Genomic DNA, 20,732 nt, shown 5'->3' on the forward strand with positions numbered 1-20,732 from the left:
CCGGTTCACGCTGCTGCCATCACACCGCGCCCCGCGTCTGCGCACGCAGCAGCGCGCGACGTTCGCGACGCTCGCGCAACCAGTCGGAGAAGCGCTCCATGTAGAGATAGATCACCGGCGTGGTGTACAGCGTCACCAGCTGCGAGAGCAGCAGGCCGCCCACGATGGAGACGCCCAGCGGACGGCGCAGCTCCGCGCCGATGCCGTTGCCCAGCGCCAGCGGCAACGCACCGAGCATGGCCGCCGCGGTGGTCATCATGATCGGGCGGAAGCGCAGCAGGCACGCGCGGCGGATCGCCTCGCGCGGCTGCATGCCCTCGCGCTGCGCCTCGATGGCGAAGTCGATCATCATGATCGCGTTCTTCTTCACGATACCGATCAAGAGCACGATGCCCACGATGCCATCCACCGACAGGCTCATGTCGCAGAGGATGAGCGCCAGCAAGGCACCCACGCCGGCCGGCGGCAGGGTGGAGATGATGGTCAGCGGGTGGATGTAGCTCTCGTACAGCACACCCAGCACGATGTAGATCACCACGATGGAGGCAATGAGCAACAGCACTTCGTTGGTGAGCGAGGTGGAGAACTCCGCCGCCTTGCCGATGAACTGGCCACGCACCTGCGGCGGGAAGTTGATCCTCTGCTCCACGCCGTGAATCGCCTCCACCGCTTCGGACAGCGAATAGCCCGGCGCGAGGTTGAACGAGATGGTCACCGCCGGCAGCTGCTGCTGATGGCTCACCACCAGCGGTGCGGTGGTGACTTCAGCGGTGGCCAGCGACGCCAGCGGAATGGTGCCGCCGCCACCGATGATCACGCCGGTGTTGGCCACGCCCAGGCCCGTGCTGGTGGACGAGTTGCTCGATGCCACCTGACCGAACGCCGTGGCGTTGCTGCCCGTGAGCGCACCGCTGCCGTTGCTCTTCACCGTGAGCTGGTTGAGCAGCGCGGTGCTGGAACGGAATTGCGGCGCCACCTCCAGCACCACGCGGTATTGATTGAGCTGGGTGAAGATGGTGGAGATCTGGCGCTGGCCGAACGAGTCGTACAGCGTGTCGTCGATGGTCTGCACCGGCACGCCGAGACGGCTGGCTTTTTCGCGGTCGATGGTGAGCTTGAGCGAGCTGCCCTGGTCGGCGAGGTTGTTGTCCACGTCGGCCAGTTCGGGCAGTTCGCGCAGCGCCTGCGTCATCTGCGTGGCGTAGCCGGACAGCTCCGTCGCATTCACGTCGGACATCGAGTACTGGTACTCGGTGGCGGATACGCGGCTATCCAGCGTCACGTCCTGCACGGGCTTCAGGTACAGCGCCACGCCCGGAATACCGGCCGCTTCCTTCTGCAAACGCGCCAGCACTTCATCCAGGCCATCGCGGTCGCCGCGGTCCTTCAGCACGATGCTGAGCTGGCCCTGGTTGAGCGTGGGGTTGATGGAGCCGGCGCCGATGAACGCGGCCACGCCGGTCACCGCCTTGTCGCGACGCAATGCATCGGCCACGGCCTTGGTGCGCTGTTCCATCTGCGGGAACGCCACGTTCTGGTCCGCCTGCACCACGCCGGTGACCAGGCCCGTGTCCTGCTCGGGCAACAGTCCCTTGGGAATCACGACGTAGAGGAACACGGTGAACACGACGGTGCCCGCGGCGATCAGCAGGGTGAAGCGCTGGTGGCCGAGCACCCAGTCGAGCGAGCTCTCGTACACGTTGACCAGTCGCGTCCACCATGTCTTCTTGCCCGCGGCGGCATGGCGCTCGTGCGCATCGTCGCCTTCGGGCAGCGCGTCGGGCTTGAGCAGGTAAGCGCACATCATCGGCGTCAGCGTCAACGACACCAGCATCGAGATGGCCACCGCGATGGTGAGCACCCAGGCGAATTCATGGAACAGGCGACCGGTGACGCCGGGCATCAGCAGCAGCGGCAGGAACACCGCGATCAGCGACACGGTCAGCGACAGCACGGTGAAGCCGATTTCCTTCGCACCGATCTCGGCCGCTTCCTTGCCCTCCTTGCCCTGCTCGATGTAGCGCACGATGTTCTCGATCATCACGATCGCATCGTCCACCACGAAGCCGGTGGCCACGGTGAGCGCCATCAGCGAGAGGTTGTCCAGCGACATGCCGGTGAAGGCCATCACGCCGAACGTGCCCATCAGCGACAGCGGCACCGCCACCGACGGAATGATCGTCGCCCACAGGCGGCGCAGGAACACGAAGATCACCGCCACCACCAGGAAGATGGTGAGGATCAGGGTGAACTGCACATCTTCCACGGACGCACGGATGGTGATGGTGCGGTCGGCGAACACATCCAGATGGACGTCCGCCGGCAACACCGCGCGCAGCTGCGGCAGGATGTTGCGGATCTGCTCCACCGTCTGCACGATGTTGGCGCCCGGCTGGCGACGGATGTCCAGCAGCACCGCCGGCTTGCCGTTGGCCCACGCCGCGAGCTGATCGTTCTCCACACCGTCGACCACGCTGGCCACGTCGGACAGGCGCACCGGCGCGTTGTTCTTGTACGCGATGATGGTGCTCTGGTACTCGGCCGCATCGGACAGCTGGTCGTTGGTGCCGATGCTGTAGGACTGCGTGGCGCCGTTGAGCGTGCCCTTGGGCGCGTTCACGTTGGCTTCGGTGAGCGCGCTGCGCACGTCCTCCATGGTGAGGCCGAGATTGGCCAGCTGCGACGGATTCACCTGCACGCGCACGGCCGGACGCACGTTGCCGGCAATGGACACCAGGCCCACGCCCTGCACCTGCGAGAGCTTCTGCGCCAGGATGGAATCGGCGTAGTTGTTCACGTCGCGCAGCGGCAGGCTGTCGGAGGTGAGCTTGAGCGTCATGATCGGCGCGTCGGCCGGATTCACGCGGTTGTACACCGGCGGATACGGCAGCGTGCTCGGCAAGGTGCCGCGCGCCTGGTTGATGGCCGCCTGCACGTCCTGCGCGGCGATGTCGATGTCGCGATCCATCGCGAACTGCAGCACGATGGTCGACAGGCCCGCCGACGAATCGGAGGTCATCATCGACAGGCCGGAGATCTGGCCGAAGTTGCGCTCCAGCGGCGTGGTGACCAGCGAGGCCATGGTCGATGCGCTGGCGCCCGGGTACTGCGTGGTCACGACCAGGCTGGGTGCGTCGATCTCGGGCAGCGCCGACACCGGCAGCTCGCGGTAACCGAGGATGCCGAGCAACAGCACCGCCACCATCAGCAGCGAGGTGGCGATCGGTCGGCGAATGAAGAGTGTGGAGAAGCCCATAGGTTTGCCGTCAATAAGTGGCTGTCAGCTTGCTCGCGCAAGGCAGTGTCGGAGCGGACCGTGGCGGCGACGGCGCGCGATGCGTCCCTGCCTTGCCACCGGCAGCGGAAGCCATCGCCTCCGCCGCCTTGTTCCCGTGGGCCGCTTAGCCGCCGCGGCGACCACCGCCCTGCTTGGCGTTCTTCTTGGCCTTGTCCACGTCGGCTGCGGTCGGCGCTGCCGGCACTTCGCCCGGCTTGAGCGCCTTGACCTTGCTGCCCGGCTTGAGGCGGAACTGGCCTTCGGTCACCACCAAGTCGTTGAGCGCCAGGCCCGAACCGATCATCACGTGGCTGTCGCCCACTTCACCGGCCACCTTGACCGGATTCATCTTGACCGTCTGGTCCTGCTGCACGAGGTACACGTAGTCGCCATCCGGACCGCGCTGCACCGCTTGCGCCGGTATCACCAGGCCGCCCTTCACGGTGCGCACCTTCAGGCGCGTGTTGACGAACTGGCCAGGCCACAGCTCGCCCTTGGCATTCTGGAACACCGAGCGCAGCTTGAACGTGCCGGTGGTGGTGTCGATCTGGTTGTCCACCACGTTGAGCGTGCCGTCGTCGGCGATGGTGTGCGCGTCGGAGCGGTCCAGCGCCAGCACTTCCAGCGGGTCGCCCGCAGCGGCGGCGCTACGCACCATTTCCAGGTTCTGCTCCGGCAGGGTGAACATCACATAGATCGGATGGATCTGCGTGAGCGTCACCACGGCGGTGGTGGTGGTCACCACGTTGCCCGGGTCCACGTTGCGGATGCCGGCCACGCCGTCGATCGGCGAAATGATGCGGGTGTAGTCGAGGTTGACCTTGGCCGCGCGCTCGGCCGCCTTGTCGGCCGCCACCAGCGCGACCAGGTTGGCCACGTTGTTGCGGAAGGTGTCCATGTCCAGCTGCGCCACATAGCCCTTGGCCACCAGCGCATCGTTGCGCTTGAGCGTGCTCTGTGCGGTGGCAAGCTGCGCCTCGTCCTGTTCCTGCTTGGCCGTGGCCTGGTCATAGGCGGCCTGGAAGGGACGCGGGTCGATCTGCGCGAGCAGGTCGCCCTTCTTCACTTCCTGGCCTTCCTTGAAATTGATGCTCAGCATCTGGCCGCTGATCTGCGGATTGATGGTGACGGTATTGAGCGCCTGCACGGTGCCCAGCGCCGTCAGGTACACCGGCACGTCCTGCTTCACCACAGGCTCGACCGTCACCGGCACCGGCGGCGCGTCCTTGTCCTTGTCCGACGCATCGCCATCGGCTTGTCCCTGTCCCTTGTGCTGACCGCGGTGCTGGCCCTGTGCGCCGTCCTCGGCTGCGGGCTTGTGCAGCAGACGGAAGCCCACGGCTCCCACCACGATCACGACCACAACGATCAGCGCGATCTTCCAAAAACGCGACATGAAAAACTCCCAGAATGAAAGACAGGTCAACCGACCCCACCGGTGCGCTCCGCGCGCCTGACCTATGTGTCGAGTGAAAGGATAGGGTCAGATCAACGAAAATAGACAATGCCAGTTGACATGGGTGCCCCATGACCGATGGCAGGGTTTTTCAAGCGTATCCCGTCCAGATGACGAAAGTTGCGTGAAATCAGGCTGTTTTCGGGCGCGACACGCTGTCCTCTCGACCCGACTGAAACTTGCCGCGGCCTTCGTCTATACTCGGCCAATTGTTGCCTGAACCAAAGCTAATCTGGCCCTTTGTGGCTGTCCTTTGATCTGTCCATTGAATTGGAGTCATTGCGTGAGCGGTTCCATGACGAAATCCGACCAGAGCTTTATGCGCAGCTTTTCCATGCTGATCGCGGGCCTGAGTGTTCTGACCCTGTTGCTGATCGGCGGCGCCTGGTGGATCTACGACCACGAGCCGAAGGAAATAAATCCGCAGACCACCGCACAAACCGCCGCACGCATCGCGCCGGCCGGCGCGGTATACGCCGGCGACACCGGCCGCGCCGCCATGCAGGCCGCGCAGGAAGCCGCCACCAAGGCTGCCGCCGCGCAGGTCGCCTACGGCGGCACCACCGACGGCAAGACCATCTACGACAACCTCTGCCACAGCTGCCATACCGCTGGCGTGGCCGGCGCACCGAAGCTGGGCGACAAGGGCAACTGGGGTCCGCGCGTGGCCCAGGGCCTCGATACCCTGGTCAAGCACGCCATCGAGGGCTACAAGGGCCCGGATGGCAACATGATGCCGGCCAAGGGCGGCAACCCGTCGCTGACGGACGATCAGGTGAAGGCGGCCGTGCACTGGATCGTGGATCAGGCGAAGTAAGCGCTCGCGGCGCTTGTTGCCTACTTGATGATGTTGTGGAAGCGCCGCCTTTTGGGCGGCGTTTTCTTTTGTGTGCGGCTGGGGGCTACGTTGAGGCTGGTTGCTTGGTTTCCGTACCGCTTGTAGTTATCGCGATATCGACGACGAGTTGCTTGCAACGCGAAGTTACACATCTGTGAGATGTGGTCAGCCTACCCGCGATGAGGCTCGGGCACGGGTGCCTCGTCCAGATCGTCATCCCAGGTGGGGCGAAGGCCGGAGGCACCGGCCTTGGTTCGTCATTCCGGCGAAGGCCGGAATCCAGCGCCTCGGTGTTGGGTTGTCGCGTTAGCGTCTGATCGCGCTTTTGTGGCGCTGCGGCGGTCGGGCCGCTTACGCAGCGGGCGTTTCGATCGGCTGCCGCCGCTCGAGTCACTTTTCTTTTGCTGGCCCAAAAGAAAAGTAACCCAAAGAAAATGGCCTTTAGAGCGATAGGCTCGTAGCGTTCTGTTGGATACGAGCCTTGGCACCTGAGGGTCTCGGAAGCGTGGCGATCGTCCGACATGCGTTGTTGCTACACCGCAACGCGCCGGTGCGGAGAGGACTTAAAGCGGAGCTCGCTTCGCATCGCGTAGCCAGTACGCGATGCCCCTCACTTGTCCCTCTCCCCTCCGGGGAGAGGGTCTGGGCACTGCCACCTTTGCGGTGGTGAGTGGCGGGTGCTCGCGGAAGCGTCGCGAAGGCGAGCTTTTGCTCTGGGCTCTTCGGGGTCCCCGTATGACGCGGCGGGCGGGTGGAGGATCAGCCCGCAGGGTGGCCGCATGGATGCGGCCAGTTTTTCGACAGGACAGGGACGTCCTGTCGAAAAACCCCGCAACCCGCACGCGTACCTTCCGTCCAACGGACGGAAGGCGCGTCATCCGGGGTGCTCTTTCTTTTGGTTACTTTTCTTTGAGCAAGCAAAGAAAAGTAACCCGGACCGCGGCAGCGGTTCGGAAGCCCGCCGCAGGCGAGCCAGGTCGCCGTATCGCAACAACCGAGCGCAAAGTCACTGGATGACCAGCCATTCGGCTGTTGAGAAGCGCCTCCTGCCTCCGCAGGAATGACAAGCAAAGCGGAGGGCCAGGCCGAAAGTGCCGATTCAAATGCCAGGTCAAGGCACAGCACACTAAGCACCCCGCCCCCCATTCGCCTCCACCCACTCCGCCGCAAACCCCCGCAACTGCGGAAAAAACGTCTCAAAATGCGCCTGCAGCGGACGATCCAGCGAGGTAAGCACCGGCATCGCTTCGCCCACCGGATTGGCGCGGCTCAGGCGATGCGAAATGCCGCTCAGCGCCGCCGACATTTCCTCCGGCCGTGCGTACCCCGCCGGCAGCGCATGCGCTTCCATGTAGTGGCGAAAACGCAGCAGGCCGGGTGGCAGCAGTGGCTCGTAGCGATGGAGCAGGTCGCGCACGCCCAGGGAATAGGTTTCCAGCGGCTGGTCGCTCCAGCGCGGGAAATCGCGCGCCAGCAGATGGTCGAACCACATGTCCAGCAGGATGCCGCCGTAACGGCGAAACGGCGCCGGCAACAGCGCGCGCGCCTCGGCCACGGCCGGATGGCTGTCGGTATAGACGTCGATGGCGCGGTGCAGGCGAATGCCGGTGATCACCCCGGCAGGCAAGGCCGCATCGGGCTGGCCGTGGACGAAATCGCCCATGAAACCGCCCAGCCGCAAGAAGTCGTCGTCACCGGCCAGCAACGTGTGCGCAAGATGATTCATGCCGTTCTGCCCGAACGCCGAGGGCACGCGGCGGTTATCATCTTGCTTATGAACCCCGTGATCATCCCCACCCAACCCGACCGTTTTCCCGAGCAGGCCTCCAGCTTCGCGCTGGAAGGGCCCGCCGGCAAGCTTGAATCCGTGAGCGACGTGGCCGTGCCCGAAGAGGCGCGCCGCGGCACCGCCATCATCTGCCATCCGCATCCGCTCCAGGGCGGCACCATGCACAACAAGGTGGTGACGATGGTGGAGCGCTCGCTGCGCGAATCCGGGCTGGACACGGTGCGCTTCAATTTCCGCGGCACGGGCGAATCCGAAGGCACGTACGACCACGGCAATGGCGAAGGCGACGACCTGGCCGCCGTGGCCGCCTGGGTGCGCCGCGTTCGGCCGCACGACGCGCTGTGGCTGGCGGGCTTCTCGTTCGGCAGCTACGTCTCCATCCGCAACGCGGTGCGCCTGCGCGCCGATGCGCTGGTGAGCATCGCGCCGCCGGCCGGGCGCTGGCCGTTCGAGGAGATCCCGTTGCCCACCTGCCCCTGGCTGATCGTGCAGGGCGAGGAAGACGAAGTGGTCGACCCGCAGGCCGTGTTCGACTGGATCGACGGCATGGCGAAAAAGCCCGAACTGGTGCGCATGCCGGAAACCAGCCATTTCTTCCACCGCCGCCTCATGGACCTGCGCGGCGCCATCAAGCACGCCGTGCAGCCGTGGCTGCCACCGCTGCGTCAGGATTGATGCCGCTCGACCTCCCCCCGATCCGATGCCCTGCTTCCCCACAGGGCGTCCGCAGAGTCCGCCGTACCCATGAGTAACCCCGCTCCCCTCGCGCCCAGTGCGCGCTATCACGAAGGCGTCAGCGCGCATCGCTGGGAGGCCGATCCGGCGCAGCAGGCCTTGCTGCCCGAGTTCGACCGCATGCATGCGGCGCTGATCGAGGCCGCTAACGGCAATGGCGGCGGCCTGTTTGGACGTCTGAAATCGCTGCTCGGCAACGATGCGCGCGACGGCGTGCAGGGCTTGTACCTGTGGGGCAGCGTGGGTCGCGGCAAGACCTTCCTGATGGACATGTTCGTGGCCAGCCTGCCCCAGGGCATGGCGCTGCGCCGTCACTACCACCGGTTCATGGGCGAGGTGCACGAGCAGTTGCGCGATCTGGGCGAACGCCAGGATCCACTGATCGAGGTGGCCGCCAACATCGCTTCGCGCTGCCGCGTGGTGTGCCTGGACGAGTTCCTGGTGAACGACATCGGCGACGCGATGATCCTGGGCACGCTGCTGCAGTCGCTGTTCGAGCGCGGCGTGACGCTGGTGACCACGTCCAACACCGCGCCGGAGAATCTCTACAAGGACGGCCTGCAACGCGCGCGCTTCCTGCCCGCCATCGCGCTGATCGAAAAGCACTGCCGCGTGGTGCAGATGATCTCCTCGCACGACTGGCGCCTGCGCGCACTCACGCAGGCGGCGGTGTACCAGACGCCGCCGGGGCCGGAAGCGGAACGCGCGCTCGCCCGCATCTTCACCACGCAGGCCGAGGGCGCCGTGCAGGACGGCGGCGAGATCGTCATCAACGATCGTTCCATTGCGGTGCGCAAGCGCGCGCGCAACATTCTGTGGTTCGACTTCGCCGACCTGTGCGAAGGCCCGCGCGCCGTGTCCGACTACATTGCGCTGGCCAAGTCCTGCCCGGCGGTGATCGTCTCCAACGTGCCGCAGTTCACCATCTATACCGACGATGCCGCGCGCCGCTTCGTGATGCTGGTGGACGAGTTCTACGACCGCCACGTGAAGCTGATCCTTTCCGCCGCGACGGCCATCACCGATCTGTACGACGGCGAGCGGCTGCGCGCGGAATTCGGCCGCACCGAATCGCGACTGATCGAGATGCAGAGCGAGGAATACCTCGCCAGCGAGCATTTGCCGTAGCGGCATGAAACGGCTCGTCGCTGCTGCTAACGTGGCGACACCTCACTGGCCGGAACCGCCATGCCGATCCTGCTCGCCCTCGCCCTGCAACTGAGCCCCGACGCCGGCGCGGATTTCCACACGCGCGTCACCCAGGCCAAGCTCGCCGAAGGCGCGGCCACCGGCCCGGCCTACCAGAAGCAGATGTGGGAGCGCATCGGCAACGCCACCACCGATGCGTACAAGGCCTGCCTGGCGAGCACCCAGCCGCCGGACAAATCGCCCTTCACGCTGGTGGCCGACGTGGCCGTCGACGGTCGCCTCAGCCGCATCGCGGTGCAGCCGGAGACGAAGACAGCCCAGTGCATGGCCAGTCATTTCGCCAGCTGGACGCTGCCCGCGCCACCGGCGAAGCCCGCGCCTTATCCCGTCGAGGTGGACTTCAGCATCAAGCCATGACCATGGCATGACGCCGTCGCGGCGCAGGGCTGCGCCATGAGCGCTACCACTTATTGGCAGATTGCGGTTCGCGGAGAGGCTGGAGTAGCCTCGGGCGAAGATCGGGACGTCAGTCCCGAGGGGGCACTACGCGATGCGCACGACCACGGAGCTGGATCCGGGGCAACTCGCGGCCGGGCATCAGCTGACACCGCCCACCGTTGATCCGTCCGCGACGGCGGAACATTTTGCGGTGCCCGGCTTCGACGCCGTGGTGCGCCTGGTCACGCGCTCGCTCAACGTGCCGCTGGTGGCGCTGGTGCTCAACAGCGGCGCCGCTTATTGGTTCGCCGATGGCAACGAACTGCCGGCGCATGGCCCGCGCTCCCTGCATCCGCTTTTTCTTGAAGCTGCGCGCAGCCTCGCCCCGCACGTCGTGCTCGATGCGCTCAGCGACGAACGCCTGCGCGATGTCGCCGTACCGCTGACGGCCGGCCCCGGCCCCATCCGCTTCTTCGCCAGCGAACCGGTGTGCACGCTCACCGGCCAGCACATGGGCGCGCTGTGCGTGATGGATGCGCAGCCGCGCGCGGAACTGAGCGAGAGCGAGCAGTCGGCCTTGCGCGATGCCGCGTCGCTGGTCGGTGCCGGCGTGGTGCTGCGCAGTTATCTCGGGCGCACCGATCCCATCACGCAGTTGCCGCACCGCTACGCGTTCTTCGATGACCTGCGCAAACACCTGCACGAGGGCGTGCCGCACGCGTGGGTGATCGCCATCGACGTGGCGCCGGTGCAGCGCTTCAACGCCTTCATCCGCGCCATGGGCCACGCCTATGCGGACGAGCTGATGCGCGCAGTGGCCGCGCGCGCGCTCGCATGGGTCCCGCCCAACACGCGCCTGTATCAGGTAGGCGCCACGCGTTTCGCCGCCGTGCTGCCCGATCATCACCTGCTCGATGACACCACGCGGCTGGACGATCTGGTGGCGCGCCTGCGCCGGCCGTTTGACTGCCTGGGCATTCCGCTCACCATCCAGCCGGGCGTGGGCCTGCTGAAGATCAATGCCAGCGAGTTGCGGGGCGGCGATCCACTGCGGCTGGTGATGAACGCCTCGTTCGCCGCGCAGCAGAGCCCGCGCGGCTGGGCGGTGTACAACCGCATGCAGGACGAACAGCAGCGACAGGAGTTCCTGCTCGTCACCGAGTTGGCCGCCGCGTTGAGCGAACGCACCGAACTCGACCTTCACTACCAGCCGCGCGTGGACCTCGACACCGGCCGCTGCGTGGCCCTCGAAGCACTGGCGCGCTGGCATCACCCCACGCTGGGGAATATTCCGCCCGCGCATTTCGTGGCGCTAGCCGAGCGCGCGGGCCTGATGCACTCGCTCACGCAATGGGTGATGGAACACAGCGTTGCGCAGCTCGCCCGGTGGCGCCACGACGGCCACGACATCAAGCTGTCGATCAACGTGTCCAGCAGCGATCTGGACGCCGATCTGGTGGACCGCCTGCGCACCGTCGCCGAGCGCCACAAGATCGGGCTCGATGCGCTGGAACTGGAATTCACCGAAAGCACGCTGATGGAACACAGCGCGGTCACGCGTCGCCATCTCACCGCCATCCGCCAGCTCGGCGCCGGCATCGCCATCGACGACTTCGGCACCGGCTACAGCAACCTCGCCACCTTGCGGCAGATGCCGGCCACCAGCCTGAAGATCGACCAGTCCTTCGTGCGCGGCATGGGCACCAGCCCGCACGACGAGGCCATCGTGCGCTCGGTGGCCGAGCTTGCGCGCAACATGGGCTTTCGCGTGGTGGTGGAAGGCGTGGAAACGGCGAGCATCTACGAAAGCGTGCTCGGCATGGCCTGCGACGAAGCACAAGGCTTCCACATCGCCCACCCCATGCACGCCCGCGACGTGCCCACGTGGCTCGCCACGCAGCAGGGCATGCCGTCGCGCCGCGCGGTGCGCTGGAGCGACTAAACGCCTGGGGACACGGAAAGGCCCAGCGCTTCGGCCATGGCCTCGCGCATCAGGTACTTCTGCACCTTGCCCGTCACCGTCATCGGGAAGGTATCGACGAAGCGCACGTAGTGCGGCACCTTGAAGTACGCGAGGTGATGACGGCAATAGCTCTGGATTTCCGCCTCGCTGGATTCGCAGCCTTCGCGCAAACGAATCCACGCGCATACCTGTTCGCCAAACTTCTCGTCCGGCACGCCGAATACCTGCACGTCCTGCACCTTGGGATGCGTGTAGAGGAATTCCTCGATCTCGCGCGGATACACGTTCTCGCCGCCGCGGATGATCATGTCCTTCAGTCGTCCGACGATGGTGCAGTAGCCGTCGTCGTCGATCACCGCCAGATCGCCGGTATGCATCCAACGCGCATCGTCGATGGCTTCGCGCGTGCGCGCCTCGTCCTCCCAATAGCCGAGCATCACCGAATAGCCACGCGTGCACAGCTCGCCCGGCGTGCCGCACGGCACGATGCGTCCGCGCTCGTCCACCAGCTTCACTTCCACGTGCGGATGGATGCGGCCCACGCTGTCCACGCGACGCTCCAGCGGATCGTGTACGGTCGACTGGAAACTTACCGGGCTCGTTTCGGTCATGCCGTAGGCGATGGTGACTTCGCCCATGTGCATCTCGCTGACCACGCGGCGCATCACCTCGATGGGACACGGCGAGCCGGCCATGATGCCGGTGCGCAGCGAGCTGAGGTCGAACCGATGGAATTCGGGATGTTCCAGCTCAGCGATGAACATGGTCGGCACGCCGTGCAATCCGGTGCAACGTTCCGCCTGCACGGTTTCCAGCGTGGCGAGCACGTCGAAGCCTTCGCCGGGAATCACCATGCAGGCGCCGTGCGTGACGCAGGCGAGATTGCCCAGCACCATGCCGAAGCAATGGTAGAACGGTACGGGAATGCACAAGCGATCGTGCTCGGTGAGGCGCATGGCCTCACCGATGAAGAAGCCGTTGTTGACGATGTTGTGATGCGTCAGCGTGGCGCCCTTGGGTGCGCCCGTAGTGCCCGAAGTGAACTGGATGTTCACCGGGTCGTCGAAGCTCAGCTCGCCTTCCACCGCGCGCATCTGCGCCATGGCGTGTTCGTCGGCGCATGTCGCCAGGTCTTGCCATGTTCGCGTACCGGGTGCTGCATGTTCATCGAGCAGGACCACCTCGCGCAGCGACGGCAGGCGCTCCGATTGCAGCGCGCCCGCCTCGGCCACGGCCAGTTCCGGCGCCAGTTCCAACAGCATGTCGAGGTAGTGCGAGGTCTTGAAGCGCCGTGGCAACACCAGCGCGCGGCAGCGCACCTTGTTCAGCGCGTACTCCAACTCGTGCAGGCGATACGCGGGATTGATGTTGACCAGGATCGCGCCGATCTTCGGCGCCGCGAACTGAAGCACCACCCACTCGTAGCGGTTCGGTGCCCAGATGCCGATGCGGTCGCCCCGCTGCAACCCTGACGACAGCAGGCCCGCGGCGACGCGTTCGACTTCTGCATGGAACCGGCGATAGTCGAGGCGGATGCCCTGCGAGCGCACCACCAGTGCCGGGCGATCCGGATGTGCGGCCGCGATGCGGTCCAACAGCGTACCCACGGTGTCGCCGAGCAGCGGCTGTGCACTGACGCCATGGACGTAGCTCGAAGCGGGCATGGGCTGTGCCTTGGTGGACCGGAAACGAGGATAGCACCGGGTTTGCGCGCCCCGCGCCTGTTCGACTTTGGTCGCGGCGAGAAGAAACGCGCTGCCACCCACAGCGTATGACGCTAGGATCGAGTCTCCTTTCGCGGAGACACCCCATGCGCCTGACCTTGCTCGCCCTGGCCGTCGCCACCGTCGTTGCCGGCACTGCCCACGCCGCCGACACCGCCCAACTCGTGCAAGGCGAACTGCCGCAGGTCACCGCGTGGCGGCGCGACATCCACCAGCATCCGGAGTTGAGCAATCGCGAAACGCGCACGGCGGCGCTGGTCGCGGCGCAACTGAAGAAGCTGGGACTGGAGGTGCATACCGGCATCGCGCACACCGGCGTCATCGCCATCCTCAAGGGCGGCAGGCCGGGACCGAAGCTCGCCATTCGCGCCGACATGGATGCACTGCCCGTGACGGAGGACGTGGACGTGCCCTTCGCTTCAAAGGCGAAGGGCGAGTACCGCGGCAAGCAGGTCGGCGTGATGCATGCCTGCGGTCACGACGCGCACACCTCCATGCTGCTCGGGCTCGCCACCGTGCTCGCCGGCATGAAGAAGGATCTCCCTGGCGAAGTGATGTTCGTGTTCCAGCCCGCGGAGGAAGGTGCACCTCCGGGCGAACAGGGCGGTGCCTCGCTGATGTTGAAGGAAGGTGTGTTCCGCGACTTCAAACCCGACGCCATGTTCGGCATGCATGTGGTCAGCTCGCTCAACGTCGGCACGGTGGGTGTGCGATCCGGTCCCGCGATGGCGGGCTCGGACTGGTTCAAGATGGTGGTGCACGGCAAGCAGACGCACGGTGCGATGCCATGGAACGGCGTCGACCCCGTGGTCACCTCGGCGGAAATCATCAGCACCGCGCAGACCATCGTCAGCCGCAAGCTCAACATCGGCGACTACCCCGCCGTGCTCAGCTTCGGCATCGTCGAGGGCGGCTCGCGCTACAACATCGTGCCCGACCAGGTGGAAATGCAGGGCACGCTGCGCACGTTCGACGCCGGCATGCGCCAGCAGGCCATCGACAACTTGAAGGGCATCGCCGGCCACATTGCCGAAGCGAACGGCGCCACGGTGGAGACGCAGATCCCGGTGGGCGACAGCAACCCGGTGCTGATCAACAACCCGGCGCTCACCGCACGCGTGCGCGAGAGCATCGGCAAGGCCATCGGCGGCGATCACGTGATCGAGGCCAAGCCGTGGATGGCGTCGGAAGACTTCGCCTATTTCGCCAACGAGGTACCCAGCGTGTATTTCTGGGTGGGCGCCACGCCGACCGGTCAGGACGCGCTCAAGGCGCCTGCCAACCACTCGCCGAAGTTCTTCATGGACGAAGGCGCGTTGAAGATCGGCATGGCGTCGATGCTGCAGGCCACGCTGGACTATCTCAATACGCCGACGAGCTGATCCCGCCGTGCCATCGCGCGATGCAGGCTACGGCGTACCTCACTGCATGCCGTAGCTTGCGAGCACGATGGTCATCTTGCCGCCGAGGAATTCCACGCGGGCGGGACAACCGGTGACATGGTGATGCTCGCGCGCCAGATGCCGTGCAAGCTTGATCGCCACTGCCGGACACAACTGGCTGCGCACCAGGTGCTGGCCCAGCGTGATGCACCACTGGCGGCCTTCGCGTTCGCAGATCGAATAGACGGATTTCATCACTCCCTCCTCCTGCTCCTGTGGCGGCACGCGTTGCGCGGCCGCCTGCCCTCGGTTCATGCGTCGCCTTGAACCTGTCGTAGTCGGCACCGTGGCGGTGGTCGGCGCTAGGGGGGCGCGCCGTAGAGGGGTCACCGGTTTCCATGTGGCCGCCACGGTGCCGACTGCGACAGGCTCGTCGCCGCGTCACATCTGCGCTTTTGCTGTCCCCTTCAGTTCCACCCGGCGATTGGGCGCAAGGCAGGCAATGAGCCGCGCGCGCTGCTTGTCATCGCATTGCACCAGCGGGTCGGCATCGCCGCGCCCCGCCACCTGCATGGCGGCGGGCGACACACCGTGCGCGGCGAGATAGTCGCGCACCGCTTCGGCGCGCCGCTGCGACAGCGCGAGGTTGTAGCGCTCGCTGCCGATGCGGTCGGTGTAGCCCGTGATCGTGATGTCCTGGATGTGGCTCGCCTCCTGCACGCGCGACAACAGTTGATCGAGGTTGGCCTTGCCATCGGGGGTGAGCGTGGCGCTGTCGAAACCGAACATCGCATCGGACGACAAGGTGAGCGCCATCATCGGTGTCGCCACGGGCGTGGGGGACGGTGGTGGTGCCGGCGGGGCAAGCAGGTTCTTGCACGAATCCGGCTTCCAGTAGAACGCCCGGGCGAGATGGTTCTTGTCGAACTGCACCTGGAACTGGCACTTGATCACACCGCCATCGGTTTCGCGGAAAGCGAAGATGTAATTCCACCGATGCACGCCGAACACGCCCTCGCTGAAATGCGGCGCGCCGAGCAGGTCATACAGCTGATGCTTGGTCATGCCTGGCGCGAGCTTGCGCAGGTTTTCCACGTTGACGAACACGCCTTCGGGCATGGTGGCGCGTGCGGGGTCGGGAAAATTCGGCCCGGCCTCGGCGGTTTGCGCATGGCTGGGCATGGCGCCCCCGATGGCCATCGCGACTGCTGCCGCCAGGATGGCAGGCAACAGTCGCGTGATGTGGATGGTCTTTCGCATGACGATTCCCCTTGATCGCTATCCGAAGTTCGCTGTGAAGAGCCGCGTTACCACTGCATGCCCGCGCCGATGGAGAAGCCCGCGTCGCCGCGCGTGTCCGCGCTGCCGGTGAGCTTGTAGACCCAGCGGCCGCCCTGCGAGATGGTAGACACGCCCACCGCAATGCTCGATTCGCCGCGGAACGTACCGGCGGCCACCGCCGCCATGCTCCGGCCCGGCTCGTACGACTGCGGCAATCCCGCCATCGCCATGCCTGCGGCAATGCCCGCGTTGGCGCGATTGCCCACGTTCTGGATCTGGCCGTTCAACTGGTCGAAGCGCTGGTCGGTGTAGTTCTGCGCCCAGTTCTGCGCCTGCTGGATGCCCGCGTTGAGTTGACCCACGTTCGCCGCGTCGCTGGTGGCCACGCCGTTGGCAACATTGTGGATGGTGGTGCCCGCATTGCCGTTGCCCAGCGTGACGCTGCTGTAGTTGGTGCTGCCGTCGGTGTTGGTGTCGTAGCGAACCGTGCCCTGCGTGGAGGTGTTGATGCTCGCCTGCATCTGGCCGAGGTTCACCGCATCGGTGGCCGCCGAACCCGCCGCCACGTTGGTGATCTGCCGTTCGCCGCCGGCGCTTCCCACTGACACGGTATTCGCGCGATCGGCCACCGAGCCGGAACCGAGCGCCACGGCATTGTCAGCCGATGCATTCGCACCGTTGCCCACGGCCACCGCGTTGCTTCCGCTCGCCGTCGCCGCGGGACCTGCCGCGATGCTGTTTGCACCGGTGGCACTGGAATCGGCCAACGCGGAGTTGACGTTGAAATACTTCACCGACGTGCCGTTGTTGATCGTGGTGCCGCCCGGCTTGATGTTCTGGATCGCGTTGTAGAGGCTGGTGTTGCTGTAGACGTTGGTGGTGTCCTGCGTCCAGTGCCACATCTGCGAGCCATTGATGGCCTGCGTGCTGGTGGCGCCAATGATGCCCTGGTGCAGGTTCGATAACGTGGTGCCACCCGTCACGCCGCCGTCGGTGCTGCTGGTGTTGTCCATCGTCACCGTGGCGTGCGTGACATCGTCGTACTGCACGGCATTGCCTGTGGCGAAGGACACCGCTTCGAGCTGTGCCAGGTTCACCGCATCGGTCAGCGCACTGCCCGCTGCCACGTTGGTGATCTGGCGCTCCTGTCCCGGCGCGCCGATGGACACTTCGCCCGCGGAGTTCTGCAACGTGCTCATGCCGTAGGCGACATAGCCGCTCTGCGCGCCACGTGCCGCGGACGAGGCATAACCCAGCGCCACGCTGTTGGCGACGCTCGCGGTGGCGTTGGCACCGATAATGGTCTGCGCATTCGCCGTGCCGGTGGCGCTGTCGCCGATCACTACGGAATGGCCCAGGCGAGCGTTGTAGTCGTCGGTGGGAACGCCGGACGGATCGTTGGGATCATTCGCGCCATTGCCGGGGAAGGCCGCGGCCGCCGTGACCGCCGGCAAGGTGTGGCTGGCGTTGGTGCCGATCACCACTTCCTTCGAACCGTTGGCCGTCGCGCCATCGCCCATCAACACTTGGTAGTCCTGCGCGGCATTCACCGCCCAGCACGATGCCTGCACCACGCCCAGCACGTTCGCGCAGGTGGATGCCCACGCCGGCGCGCTGTTGGGCAGCGCCAGGCCGAGCAGGCCGCCCGCCGCGCCATTGTTGATGTTGGTGATGTAGCTGTCCGAACTCACCGAACCGATCAGCGTCAGGTGCGAATTGCTGCCGGTGCCGCCGAGCGTGGCACCGCCCACCGTGGTGAGCACCGTGCCGACGGGCGTGGCATTCACCAACGGAATGCCAGCCACGCTCACCACCTGATAGCCCTGCGTGAAGTTGGCCGCGTTCACCTGCAGCCCACCATTGGTCACGTAGCCATTGGTGTTGGTGAACAGCGAGTTGCCGGATGAACCGAGCAACTGGCCGGCCGTACCCACGACACCGCCATTGCCCACGATGAGTCCCGTCGGCGTGGCCGACGGTGCGGGCACCACCGGCACGGCGGCAGCACTGCTGCCCGTGCCCGACGCACTGGTGACTGGCGTGGCAGGCGTCGCGCCGAGCAGCGAGGCGACACTCGGCAAGGCCTTGCCCACGAGATTGGATGCACCGGGAATCGCACCGATCAGATTCTGTCCGGACGACTGACCATTGCCTGTGGCGCCCAGTTGCACGCCCGGCACGCTGTTCACCGTGTCGGCCGCCGTATTCGTGAGATTGCCCAACAGCGACGATGCCGTGCCGTCCTGCCCCAGCACACTCGCCAGGCCCGCGCCGTTCGGCTGCGAAAGCACCGCGCCAACGGTGGAGGTGAGATCGCCGACGGTCTTGTCCGCATCGGGCAGCACCTTGCCCAGCGACGCATCGCTCGACCCCAGCACGCCACCGAGTCCACTTCCCGATGCCGTGCCGGCCACGGCGCCAACCACGTTGTTGAGCGCGCCGGTCACCGGCTGAAGCACGCCGTTGACGGTGCCGGCAAGCGGCGTCCCCGCCGTTGCGCCGCCCACGATGCCCGTCACCGTGTTGCTGACGCCGTTGAGGGTAGAAGGAAGATTGCTTATCGCGCCAAGCGGTCCGCCCGTCGTCACGGGATTCAACACGGCGCCGAGCGTCGACGTCACACCCGAAACGACGTTGCCGACCTGGCCGAGGCCACTGTTGCCACCCGTCGCCGGCTGCAACACATGGCCCACTGTCGAGGTGACGCCGGACACCACGCCGCCAAGACCATTGCCCGATCCAAGCACACCGCCAAGACCGCTGCCGTTGCCCACGCCAGCCACCGTGCCAACGACGCCGTTGACCGTCGACACCACCGGCTGCACGACGCCTGACACCGTGCCACCAAGCGGCGTACCCGCGGTGGCGCCGCCGACCAGACCGCTCACGGTGTGGGTCACGCCACTCACGGTTGCCGGCAGGTTCGATACCAAGCCAGTGACATTGCCGAGGCCAGCGCTGCCACCCGTCACCGGCTGCAGTACCTTGCCGACGGTCGAGGTGACATCGGAAACCACACCGCCCAAACCGTTGCCCGCACCGAGCACGCCGCCGAGACCGGAACCTGCGCCCGCGCTGGTCAATGCCGTCGCCACGTTGTGCAGTGTCGACTCCACGGGCGGGAGCACTGCGCCAGTCACGCCGGCGAGCGGCGTGCCTGCGGTGACGCCACCAACGACACCGTTCACCGCGTGATTTACGCCATCCGCCGTGGCGGGCAAGGTGGACACGAGACCGTTCGTTCCCAGCACGCCGCCGAGACCCGAACCTGTGCCTGCACCGGCCAACGTCGTCGCCACGTTGTGCAGCGTCGACTCCACGGGCGGGAGCACTGCGCCAGTCGCGCCGGCGAGCGGCGTGCCTGCGGTGACGCCACCAACGACACCGTTCACCGCGTGATTCACGCCATCCACCGCGGCAGGCAAGGGGGAAACGAGACCGTTCGTTCCCAGCGCGCCGCCGAGACCCGAGCCTGTGCCTGCACCGGCCAGCGTCGTCGCCACGTTGTGCAGCGTCGATTCCACGGGAGGCAACACCGCCGCAGTTACGCCTGCGAGCGGCGTACCTGCGGTAACACCGCCAACGACACCATTCACCGCGTGATTCACGCTATCGACTGCCGCGGGCAAGGTCGACGCCACGCCACTCACGCTGCCGGAACCCAGGCCGCCGGTGACCGGTTGCAGTACGGGACCAAGCGCGGACGTCAGCTGGCCACCTACGTGAAGATTGACGTCGGCATTCACCAGGGGCGTGCTCGACAGCACCGGCACGGAGACGCCGACATGTCCGTGCGCATCGACCAGATCGCCATTGCTTGCCAGCACCGCGGCATGCGCGCCCACCGTGGCATCGACCGGCGTTCCGAGATGCACCAGGCCATCGGCGCCGACCAGCGCCGGTGCGCGGTTGTCCACGAGCGAGCTGGTGACGTTCGCCTGCGTGGCCAGCACCACGGAACGGTTGCGATCCGCTGCTTCGTTCGATGAAGGCAGGATCGCGGACGCCAGGCCCTGACCCAACGCCGCCACGCCGGCACCGCCGGATATCGCACCAACGCGCGAACCCAGGTCGGCCGGAATGGCGACGCCGGAGTTCATCTGCTGCACGGTGGGTACGATCGGCACGCCACCCTTCACCCGCACGCCGGCAACCATGGCCTTGCGTCGCACCGATGCCGACGATGATGTCGACGACATGCCGGCCTCGGTGCCAGCAGGCACGCTCACGGCGGCATGGTTGCCCAGCGACGACAGCTGCACGCTGGCGGCCACCGGCGCCGTCCGCGCGGGCGGATTCTCATACTTCGCCACCAGGCCCATGAGATCGTTGAGCTTGGCGTCGTCGACGCCTTCCGCATGCGATGCCGAGTGATACGCCAACGCGCACAGCGCCATGCCCGTTACCAGCAAGGCACGTACCGCGGGCAGAAAACCCATCTGGCGCGCAACGCGATGACGCGGCGAAGAGAGCTCCGAGGCCGGTACCCACGCGCGCCGCGCGTCGGACCAGACGAGACGATAGATGCGGTTCATTGAGATGTCCCCTTTTGGCCGGCGCAGTCCACGTGGTGTGGCCGCGCATACAGTCCATGCGAGCTGTGCCGGCGCACGTCGTGTGCCACCGGCAACGCTTGGGGTTCATTACAACGATCGCAGCGGTCGCCCGATGTTCCAATCCGGCAACGAGATAAGCCAATC

The 20,732-nt window shown here is 66.1% G+C and carries 13 protein-coding genes; 6 read left to right on the plus strand and 7 right to left on the minus strand.

From position 1 onward, the window contains the following. Window positions 1-19 precede the first annotated feature (19 nt). Complete coding sequence (locus tag ABIC75_RS16660) at window positions 20-3,256, minus strand: efflux RND transporter permease subunit (protein WP_354015015.1); 3,237 nt, start codon at window positions 3,254-3,256, stop codon at window positions 20-22. A 145-nt stretch (window positions 3,257-3,401) separates the two neighbouring features. Further along, entirely contained in the window at window positions 3,402-4,673 is a 1,272-nt protein-coding gene (locus ABIC75_RS16665) for an efflux RND transporter periplasmic adaptor subunit (RefSeq protein WP_354015016.1), read from the minus strand. A 355-nt stretch (window positions 4,674-5,028) separates the two neighbouring features. Between ABIC75_RS16665 and ABIC75_RS16670 the strand changes: the two genes are divergently transcribed. Then, the gene (locus ABIC75_RS16670; protein ID WP_354015017.1) at window positions 5,029-5,550 is read left to right on the plus strand and encodes a c-type cytochrome; all 522 of its coding nucleotides are present in this window, start codon (window positions 5,029-5,031) and stop codon (window positions 5,548-5,550) included. A 1,147-nt stretch (window positions 5,551-6,697) separates the two neighbouring features. Here ABIC75_RS16670 and ABIC75_RS16675 read toward each other — a convergent pair. Continuing rightward, window positions 6,698-7,297, minus strand: a complete 600-nt coding sequence (locus tag ABIC75_RS16675) for an ACP phosphodiesterase (RefSeq protein WP_354015018.1) — start codon at window positions 7,295-7,297, stop codon at window positions 6,698-6,700. A gap of 48 nt (window positions 7,298-7,345) precedes the next feature. Between ABIC75_RS16675 and ABIC75_RS16680 the strand changes: the two genes are divergently transcribed. The 4 genes from ABIC75_RS16680 (at window position 7,346) to ABIC75_RS16695 (ending at window position 11,624) form a co-directional block, all read left to right on the plus strand. Further along, window positions 7,346-8,035: an alpha/beta hydrolase gene (locus tag ABIC75_RS16680; protein WP_354015019.1), complete on the plus strand. Its 690-nt coding sequence runs from the start codon at window positions 7,346-7,348 to the stop codon at window positions 8,033-8,035. 69 nt (window positions 8,036-8,104) lie between these two features. Beyond that, window positions 8,105-9,223 carry a cell division protein ZapE gene (gene zapE, locus ABIC75_RS16685; RefSeq protein WP_354015020.1) on the plus strand — a complete coding sequence of 373 codons (1,119 nt, stop codon included), beginning with the start codon at window positions 8,105-8,107 and terminating at the stop codon, window positions 9,221-9,223. A gap of 60 nt (window positions 9,224-9,283) precedes the next feature. Then, window positions 9,284-9,661 (plus strand): peptidase C13, encoded by a 378-nt coding sequence (locus ABIC75_RS16690; protein ID WP_354015021.1) that lies wholly within the window; start codon window positions 9,284-9,286, stop codon window positions 9,659-9,661. Window positions 9,662-9,794: 133 nt separating this feature from the next. Then, window positions 9,795-11,624, plus strand: a complete 1,830-nt coding sequence (locus tag ABIC75_RS16695) for a putative bifunctional diguanylate cyclase/phosphodiesterase (RefSeq protein ID WP_354015022.1) — start codon at window positions 9,795-9,797, stop codon at window positions 11,622-11,624. Here the strand turns inward: ABIC75_RS16695 and ABIC75_RS16700 are convergent. Next, on the minus strand, window positions 11,621-13,309 hold the full coding sequence (locus ABIC75_RS16700; protein ID WP_354015023.1) for an AMP-binding protein: 1,689 nt from the start codon (window positions 13,307-13,309) through the stop codon (window positions 11,621-11,623). The genes ABIC75_RS16695 and ABIC75_RS16700 overlap by 4 nt on opposite strands. A gap of 146 nt (window positions 13,310-13,455) precedes the next feature. On the opposite strand from ABIC75_RS16700, the gene ABIC75_RS16705 reads away from it, so the two are divergent. Then, complete coding sequence (locus ABIC75_RS16705) at window positions 13,456-14,751, plus strand: amidohydrolase (RefSeq protein ID WP_354015024.1); 1,296 nt, start codon at window positions 13,456-13,458, stop codon at window positions 14,749-14,751. Between the two features lie 39 nt (window positions 14,752-14,790). Here ABIC75_RS16705 and ABIC75_RS16710 read toward each other — a convergent pair whose 3' ends face one another. The 3 genes from ABIC75_RS16710 to ABIC75_RS16720 form a co-directional block, all read right to left on the minus strand. Next, the gene (locus ABIC75_RS16710; protein ID WP_354015025.1) at window positions 14,791-15,006 is read right to left on the minus strand and encodes a hypothetical protein; all 216 of its coding nucleotides are present in this window, start codon (window positions 15,004-15,006) and stop codon (window positions 14,791-14,793) included. A gap of 186 nt (window positions 15,007-15,192) precedes the next feature. Then, window positions 15,193-16,011 carry an OmpA family protein gene (locus ABIC75_RS16715; RefSeq protein ID WP_354015026.1) on the minus strand — a complete coding sequence of 273 codons (819 nt, stop codon included), beginning with the start codon at window positions 16,009-16,011 and terminating at the stop codon, window positions 15,193-15,195. Window positions 16,012-16,058: 47 nt separating this feature from the next. Beyond that, window positions 16,059-20,567, minus strand: coding sequence for a YadA-like family protein (locus ABIC75_RS16720; protein ID WP_354015027.1), 4,509 nt, complete (start codon window positions 20,565-20,567; stop codon window positions 16,059-16,061). Window positions 20,568-20,732: the final 165 nt, after the last annotated feature.

The organism is Dyella japonica (assembly GCF_040545895.1).
Lineage (GTDB): Bacteria > Pseudomonadota > Gammaproteobacteria > Xanthomonadales > Rhodanobacteraceae > Dyella > Dyella japonica_D.